This window comes from Sphingomonas sp. UYAg733 (assembly GCF_054057355.1).
In genome coordinates, this window is the sequence record NZ_JBSRZE010000012.1 from 84698 (window position 1) to 93657 (window position 8960).

Sequence of the window (8960 nt, forward strand, 5' to 3'; positions counted from 1 at the left end):
CGGAGCGGCCTCGGTGCAAAGCGCGGAAACCGTTAAAAATGCTCGGCTTGATTCAAATGAATCTGCACCAGGAAGGGCGCGGCGTCTCGTACATCAGCTTGCCAGAAATTCTTTACAAACTATTGATTATTCAGCAATATATGCCCAGCGAAGGCGCGTGCCCGCTACCGGGAGATTTGACACAATAGGGTGTGACATATCTCCCTTGGCTTACCCGCCTCGACCACCCACGGCTACCATCCGGCATCGCACCGGATCGTATCGATTCACATCGGTCCCCGGAGTTGTCATACCCGATCTCGTACCGCACGCTCTTCACGCCGGAATTCGAAACGAGGATCAACGCGTCGATTTTCCGTGGAGGCTCCGACGTGTTGGGATTGCACTCAACCCGCCGAAAGTGTCAGGGCACTCACGGTTCGGATATCGAAAAGCCGATCGCGGCTAGGGTGTGGGAAGCATGTCAGAACTTGAGTCGCTATCGACCAACAAGGCGTTCGGCGGCATCCAGGGCGTCTATCGCCACGCATCCGAGGCGACGGGCACACCGATGACTTTCTCGGTCTTCGTGCCCGACCATGCGCCGGGCGCGACTTTGCCCGTCCTCTGGTATCTCTCCGGCCTGACCTGCACTCATGCCAATGTCACCGACAAGGGCGACTATCGCCGCGCCTGTGCCGATGCGGGGGTCATCTTCATCGCACCCGACACGTCGCCGCGCGGAAATGATGTGGCGGACGACGATGCCTATGATTTCGGTCAGGGCGCAGGGTTTTATGTCGATGCGACCGAGGAACCCTGGGCGCCGAATTTCAACATGCGCCGCTATATCGAGGACGAACTGCCCGCGCTGATCGCGGCGGAATTCCCCGTCGATATGGCGCGGCAAGGGATCACCGGCCATTCGATGGGTGGGCATGGCGCGCTGACCATCGGACTACGCAACGCCGGTCGCTTCAAAAGCATCTCCGCCTTCGCGCCGATCGCGTCGCCGCTCGAATGTCCCTGGGGTGAAAAGGCGCTGCGTGGTTATCTCGGCGGCGACCGCAGCGAATGGCGCACCTATGATGCCTGCGCGCTGATCGCGGACGGTGCGCGCGTGCCCGATCTGCTGGTCGATCAGGGCGACGCGGATCAGTTCCTCGCCGAACAATTAAAGCCGGAATTGCTGAGCGCGGCGTGCGACGCCGCCGGGATCGCGCTGACGTTGCGCATGCAGCCGGGCTATGACCACAGCTATTATTTCATCTCGACCTTCATGGCGGACCATGTCCGCTGGCACGCGGAAAGGCTTTCGTGATGGAAAGGGTGGGGTCGATGGCGCAATACGACATCCTCATCGTCGGCGCGGGACATGCCGGGGCACAGGCCGCGATCGCGCTGCGCCAGGCGAAGTTTGCCGGGACCATCGCGGTGATCGGTGAAGAGCCCGAACTGCCCTATGAACGCCCGCCGCTATCGAAGGATTATCTCGCCGGAGAAAAGGCGTTCGAGCGATTGCTGATCCGCCCGCCCGCATTCTGGGAAGACCGCCATGTGACGATGCTGCTGGGGCGGCGCGTGACGGCGATCGATGCGGCGGCGCACAGCGTGACGACGGGTGCCGGCACGATCGGTTATGGCAAGCTGATCTGGGCCGCCGGCGGGACCCCGCGCCGGCTAAGCTGCAGCGGGCACGACTATACCGGCGTCCATGCCGTGCGCACCCGCGCCGATGTCGACCGGCTGATGACCGAGCTCGACAGCACGACCCGCGTGGTGGTGATCGGCGGCGGTTATATCGGGCTGGAGGCGGCGGCGGTGCTGACCAAGCTCGGCAAGCATGTCACCGTGATCGAGGCGCTCGACCGCGTGCTCGCACGCGTAGCGGGTGAGCCCCTGTCGCGCTTCTATGAGGGCGAGCACCGCGCACATGGCGTTGTCGTGCGCCTGAACGAGACGGTCGATTGCATCCTCGGCGAGGATCGCGTCACCGGCGTGCAACTCGCCGACGGAGAGGTCGTGCCCGCCGATATGGTGATCGTCGGCATCGGCATCATCCCTGAAGTTGCGCCGCTGATCGCGGCCGGCGCGGATGGCGGCGGTTTGCAAGGGGGGGGCGTGGCGGTGGACGATCGCTGCCGCACCAGCCTGACCGATATCTTCGCGGTCGGCGATTGTGCGCTGCACGCCAATGGCTTTGCTGCGGGCACCGTGATGCGCGTCGAATCGGTTCAGAACGCCAACGACATGGCGACGCTCGTCGCCAAGGGGATCATGGGCGATGATCAGCCCTACGCCACGATCCCCTGGTTCTGGTCGAACCAATATGATCTGAAGCTGCAGACCGTCGGCCTCTCGGTTGGTTACGACGATGTCGTGATGCGTGGCGATCCGGCGACGCGCAGCTTCTCGCTGGTCTATCTGAAGGGCGGCAAGGTGATCGCGCTCGATTGCGTCAACGCGACCCGCGACTATGTCCAGGGCCGCGCGCTAGTCCTTGCCGGCGTGACGCCCGACACCGCCCGCCTCGCCGATACCGCGACGCCGCTAAAGGAACTCGCATGACCTCTGCTCCCCCGATCGCGCCGTTAATCGCAGGCATCGAACTGGGCGGGACGAAGTGCAATTGCATCCTCGCCACCGGCCCCGACGATATCCGTGAAACCGTGCGCGTGCCGACCACCACACCGGCGGAAACGCTCGCCGCGATTGAGGCGGTGCTGGCGCGCTGGAGCGGGTTCGCCGCGCTTGGCATCGGCAGCTTCGGCCCCGTCTCGCTCGACCGGGCGGCGGCGGATTACGGCTTCATCACCGCGACGACAAAGCCCGGCTGGTCGAACACCGATGTCGGGATGCGCCTGGCTCGCTTCACGGGCGTGCCGATGGCGTTTCAGACCGATGTCGTCGGCGCCGCCTTGGGGGAGGGGCGCTGGGGCGCCGCGCGCGGTTTGTCGGATTATGCCTATATCACCGTCGGCACTGGGGTCGGCATCGGTCTGGTTGCCGGGGGTATGCCGATCGCGGGTGAACTCGGCCATGTCCGTCCGGTGCGCATGGCGGGCGATGCCTGGCCGGGCGTCTGCGTGTTCCACGGCGATTGCGTCGAAGGACTGGCGTCGGGTCCGGCGATCGCCGCGCGTGCAGGCGCTCCCGCGTCCGATCTGCCCGCGGATCATCCCGCCTGGGACTATGTCGCGCACACGCTCGCGCAATTGCTCCATACGCTGGTGTTGAGCGGCGTGCCGCGCCGGATCGTGATGGGCGGCGGGGTGATGACCGGCGTGCCGCATCTCTTCCCGCGAATCCGGACGTTGCTCGCGGAAAGCCTTGGTGACTATGCCGCCTTGGCCGAATTGTCCGATCTGGATGCATTTGTCGTCGCGCCGGAACTGGGCAACGACGCCGGGCCGCTGGGCGCGATCGTGCTCGGCAGCCATGCGCTGGATGCGGAGTCGTCGAAATAGCGTTTACGGCGCCTTAACCCTGTCTGCTTACGCCGGATCAACCGTGATTTTGGTGAAAAGGGGAACGGCGGATGGCACGCCCGGCACATAATGACGCGATCATGCTCGCCAGCCCATTGGGCGGCGCGCCGCTGCCCTGTGTCCCCCGCTGGCGCCCCCGGCCGACGATCGACTCAAAGATCCACAAGGGCCCGGTCACCAACAAATTGAACCTTTTATTGTCCATTCCGGCGTCAGCACTGTCGCCGGTAACGAATGGCGGTGCCCCATGCGCATTCTGATCATCGACGACGAACCAGGGATGCATGACAGCTACCGGCGCAGTTTCGCGCCGGCATCCGGCGATGTCGGCGCGCTCGACGCGATGGCGGCCGAACTGTTCGGCGACAATGATGACGGGGACGAAAATGGGGACGATGCCCCCGCGCCGGCCATGGCCTTCACCTTGACTCATGCGATGCAGGGGATCGAGGGCGTCACCGCGGTCGAGGCATCGATCGCCAGGGGTGAGAAATATGCCGTCGCGTTCATCGACGTGCGCATGCCGCCCGGCATCGACGGCAAGGAAACCGCGAAGCGCATCCGCGCGCTCGATCCCGACATCAATCTGGTCATCGTCACCGGCTATTCCGATTTTTCCCCGCTCGAAATCAGCCGTGCCGCCGGCCCGGCCGACAAGATCTTCTACATCGCCAAGCCGTTCGAAGTCGCCGAGGTAACGCAGACCGCGACCGCGCTGGCGCATCGCTGGCAAGTCGATCTGGAACTGGCCGCGGCGCGTGAGGCGCTTGCGGCGCAGATCGTCCAGCTCAAGGAACAAAGCCACGAACTCGCCGCGAACGAAAGCCGCGCGATCCATATCGCCAATCACGATTCGTTGACTGAGGCACCCAATCGTCTCGCCTTCCGTCGCGCGCTGATCGATCGGGCACGCAGCGCTGCGACCTTCGCGGTGGCGATGGTCGATCTCGATCGCTTCAAGCTGGTCAACGACACGCTCGGCCATCTCGCGGGCGACGAACTGATCCGCATCATCTGCACCCATCTTCAGGATTCGGTACCCGAAGGCGGCATGGTCGCACGCCTCGGCGGCGACGAATTCGGCATCATGTTCGATTCACCCGGCGCCGAAGCTGCGGCAATGGAGTGCGAACGAATGCTGCGCGGCTGTTGCGGCACCTTCAAAGTGCTCGGCCATTCGGTTCAGGGCGGCGCGTCGATCGGCTTGATCGTTTCCGCGCCGACCGAGCTGCGCGATCCGACCGACCTGATGCGTCGCGCCGATCTCGCGCTCAACGATGCCAAGCGCGAAGGCCGCGGCATGGTTCGTGTGTTCGACGAGAGCATGGACGAGACGATCAAGCTGCGCCGCCAGATCGAGGGCGGCCTGTCCAAAGCGATCGAGAAGGGCGAACTCAAGCTGGTTTATCAGCCGATCATCGCGCGCGAAGGCCTGGAAGTGGTCGGGTTCGAAGCGCTGCTGCGCTGGAACACCGACGATCACGGGCCGATCTCACCCGCCGTGTTCATCCCGATCGCGGAGGAGAGCAACCTGATCCACGAACTGGGCGATTGGGTGCTGGCCGAATCGCTTGCCGTGCTCGGGCAATGGCCGGGGCAATATGTCTCGGTCAATTTCTCACCACGCCAGTTCCGCCGGCACAATTTCGTCGGCCGCATCCTGGAAAGCGTTCAGCACGCCGGGATCGAACCCAGCCGCGTACAGATCGAGATCACCGAAACCGCGATCTTCGACGATGCCGATCGCGCGGCGGAAACGCTCTACAAATTACGCCAGATGGGTTTTCGCATCGCGCTCGACGATTTCGGCACTGGCTATTCGTCGCTCTACAATATCCGCAAATTCGCGCTCGATTGCCTGAAGATCGACCGCAGCTTCATCGACGGCATGGGCCGCGAGCGCGAAAGCGCGGCGATTGTCCAGTCGATCGTCCATCTCGGCCGCTCGCTCGGCCTTGGCGTGATCGCGGAAGGGGTCGAAACCGAAGCGCAGGTTCAGGCGCTGCGCGTCGCGGGTTGTTCGCATCTCCAGGGCTATTTCTTCTCGCATCCGGTCGATCTCGAAATCGCCAACGAAATCGCGCATCGCCGCTTCATGGCCGAGCCCGAAATCGATGCGGAGGAGGATGAGGCGGAACCGCTGCTGGGCAACGGGACACGCGGATAATGACCACTCTCCGCGCCGTGATCGGCCGGATCGGTGCGCTGCGCAGCCCGGCGTCGCTGGGTGCGAAGCTGGTGCTGATCCTGACCATGGTCGGGCTGGCCGGCTCGGTCGCACTCACCCTGTTGCTGGCCAGCGTCATCACGCCGAGCTTCAACCAGCTTGAGAACAAGTCGATCGGCCAGCACGTCGATCGCACGCGCGCGGCGCTGGGCGAATATGCCTCCAAGGTCGAAAGCGCGGTGCGCGACTATGGCGACTGGAACGCGAGCTTTGACTACATGGCCGCGCCCTCTGCCAAATTCGAACAGGAATCCTTCTCGCCACTGGCGATGACCAATCTCGACGTCAACGGCATGGCCTATGTCGCCAATGACGGCCGCATCGTCATCGCGCGCTGGCTCGACCTGAAAAAGGGCACCGACCAGCCCGAGATGCGCGTCCGGTTGATCGCGGCGATCAGGGGCATCGACCTAGCCCGCGCGGTGGGCAGGAATAATTCGGCGAGCTTCTACACCCGGCTCGGGGCAAGCGTCGCGGCGGTCGGCATTGCGCAGGTCCGCCGCAGCGATGGCACCGGCGCACCGCGTGGTTATGTCCTGATGGCGCGCCGGATCACCTCGGCACAGATTGCGGAATTGCTGCAACTGCCCGCTCGGCTCGACCTGACCGATTCGTCGGACGCCGAGACGATCTCGACCACGCCCAATTCGATGAAGATCGCCGTGCCGGTGCGCGGCGTGAACGGCCATGCGGTCGCCAATACGGTGTTCAGCGTCCCACGCGATATCTCGATCCTCGGTCAACGCATGCTGATGCTTGCGATCGGCGGATCGACCATGTTGCTGGTCATCCTGCTGGTCGTGTTGCGGCGCATGTTCACCCGGCTCGTGCTGCGCCCGTTGCACCGCGTTGAAAGCCATATGCAGGTCGTGCGTCAATCGGGCTCGCTCGGGCTGCTCGACGATGATGGGCGACACGACGAGATCGGCTCGCTCGGCACCAGCTTCAACTCGATGCTGCGCCAGTTGAAGGACTTGCGCGAACAGCTCGAAGTGCAAAGCTTCGCGCTGGGCCGCAACGAAAGCGCGGTCGCGGTGATGCACAATGTCCGCAACGCGCTCAACCCGATCAGCACGATCATCTCAAAGGGCATCGCACAGCCACCGCCGATCGAACGTGCGACGCTCGATCGCGCGGTCGCCGAACTGGCGCGCGACGATCTGCCTCAACCGCGCCGTGAGAAGCTCGTCGCGTTCGTCGCCGCCGCGGTAGAGGCGGAAGCGCGCGACCGCGACGAACGGCGCGCCCAGCTCAACGACGGGCGCGATGCGATGAGCCAGGTCCTTGAGATCATTGGCGCACAGCAACATGCCGCGCATGAACGCCCCATACTCGAACCATGCAACGTGACCGATATCGTTGCACAGAACGCGACGATCGCACGCTATTCGGGTGAAGTGTCGATCATGTTCAACTTCCCCGCACAGCCGCATCACGTCATGGCCAACCGCCTGATCCTGAGCCAGGTGATCGGCAATCTGTTCGCCAATGCGGCGGAGGCGGTCGCGGCGAAGGGTACCAATAGCGGTGCTGTGACGGTGACGATCGACGAAACCGACGGCCAGACGCGAGTCGCGATTCGCGACGATGGCGAAGGCTTCGAACCACAGGCCGGCGCGACCCTGTTCCAGCGCGGATATTCGACTCGCGCGCAAAAAACGGGCGGACTGGGCCTGCACTGGTGCGCCAATTCGATGAACGCGATGGAGGGTGCGCTGCGGCTGGAAAGCGAAGGCGAGGGCAGGGGCGCGAACGCGATCCTGACGTTGAAAGCGGCGGCGACCGAAGTCGGCGCGGTGGGGATCGCGGCTTAAGGCCCGGCTGGCACCGCGGGTCGATCGGACAGCCGCGCGAGAACCGCCGACCTCCTCAACCGGCATCGGCACCGGTTGACACACACACCCGTCCCCGACATAGAGGCCGCCAACAAAAGCTTGGACTTGATCCGGGCCGGTCGCACCACTTCGCTGCACTAAAAGGGGCAGGTTTATGGTGTGCATTTTCAATTCCGCTGGTCGTTCGACCTCGATTCCCGCGCGGGCTTCCACAAAATCGGCACTTCGGACGAACCTGCGCTCGCAGGCGAGTCGGCTTGCGCTGCGATCGACCATCGGCATTGCCGCCCTTGCGGGCGTGAGCCTGCTGGCTCCAGGACAGGCCTGGGCGGATTGCCTCGTCGGCGGCGTCACCGTCCAATGCGGCGACACATCGACCACCAATACGACATTTCCGGCCAGCCCGCCCAGTGATCGCGAGTATCAGGGCGTCGCTGCCATTCCGATCCAGGTCATCGTTGATCCCGGGACGGCGGTAACCGGCAACGGCCTTGCGGTTTCCAACGCCGGCACCGGGGGCGTCACCGTCACCAATAGCGGCTCGATCAGCGTCGATGGGGGCAACACGCCGACCGCGGGCGGCACGGCCGCCCTGTCGGTCAGAGCGGCCGGCGGCCCGATCACCTACACCGGTGGCAGCATCACCAACAACGGCGCCGGCAATGCGCTCGACGTGCAGCAGACGGGCGGTGTCGGCTCGGTGAACCTCAACGTCACCGGCAGCATCGTTGCGACGACAGGCGAAGGCATCACCGTCCGCGACGTCACGACCAGCACTGGCGTTTCGGTGGTCACCAACGACGTCACCGCACTGACGGCGGGCCGTGACGGTATCGATGTCCAGACGCAATCGCTGACCGGTAATGCAACGATTGTTGCCAATGGCGACATCAATGCGGGCAATGCCGGCATCGTCGGCGCGATCCTGCCCGCAGCAGCGACCGGCAATGTCGATGTGACCGCCAATGGTGCGATCACCGCCCGGTTCGGGGTCGATGCCGAGAACTTCGGCAGCGGCTCGACCAGTGTGACCACGGTCGGTCCGGTCACCGCGACCAGCGGCAATGGCATCTTCGCGCGAGCGGGTGGCGGTAACGTCACCGTGAACGCGGGTGATGTGAGCTCAATCAATGAGACCGCGATCGTCGCGCGCCAGACTTCGGCGGCCGGCGCGGGCACGATCGATGTGACGGCGGGCAACGTCTCGGGCACGACCGGTATCGAAGCCACCAACGCCGGGACGGGCGCGACCACCGTGACCGCCAACGGCACGGTCACTGGCACCGGCGCAGAGGGTATCCGGGCGACCGGCGGCGGTGCGGTAACGGTAAACGTTGCCGATACGGTGACCGGAGCGACCACCGGCCTGCTGCTGACCGGCGGTTCGCTCGGTGCGGGCGACATCAGCGTCACCGGCGCTGGCGGGTTTGT

The 8960-nt window shown here is 64.5% G+C and carries 6 protein-coding genes; all 6 read left to right on the forward strand.

Features of this window, described 5'->3' with window-relative positions; all coding sequences use genetic code 11:
• Positions 1-460 precede the first annotated feature (460 nt).
• A complete protein-coding gene (gene fghA, locus ACVWZA_RS16940) occupies positions 461-1300 on the forward strand; it encodes an S-formylglutathione hydrolase (RefSeq protein ID WP_457312440.1) in 840 nt (279 codons plus the stop codon).
• A 17-nt stretch (positions 1301-1317) separates the two neighbouring features.
• Complete coding sequence (locus ACVWZA_RS16945; RefSeq protein ID WP_457312441.1) at positions 1318-2547, forward strand: NAD(P)/FAD-dependent oxidoreductase; 1230 nt, start codon at positions 1318-1320, stop codon at positions 2545-2547.
• Positions 2544-3446 (forward strand): ROK family protein, encoded by a 903-nt coding sequence (locus tag ACVWZA_RS16950; protein ID WP_457312442.1) that lies wholly within the window; start codon positions 2544-2546, stop codon positions 3444-3446. The genes ACVWZA_RS16945 and ACVWZA_RS16950 overlap by 4 nt, the downstream gene beginning before the upstream one ends.
• A 268-nt stretch (positions 3447-3714) precedes the next feature.
• Positions 3715-5634 carry a putative bifunctional diguanylate cyclase/phosphodiesterase gene (locus tag ACVWZA_RS16955; protein ID WP_457312444.1) on the forward strand — a complete coding sequence of 640 codons (1920 nt, stop codon included), beginning with the start codon at positions 3715-3717 and terminating at the stop codon, positions 5632-5634.
• A complete protein-coding gene (locus ACVWZA_RS16960) occupies positions 5634-7508 on the forward strand; it encodes a CHASE4 domain-containing protein (protein ID WP_457312446.1) in 1875 nt (624 codons plus the stop codon). Before ACVWZA_RS16955 ends, ACVWZA_RS16960 begins: the two co-directional genes overlap by 1 nt.
• Positions 7509-7683: 175 nt before the next feature.
• Positions 7684-8960: beta strand repeat-containing protein (locus ACVWZA_RS16965; protein ID WP_457312447.1), on the forward strand; the 1277-nt coding region annotated here is incomplete at its 3' end.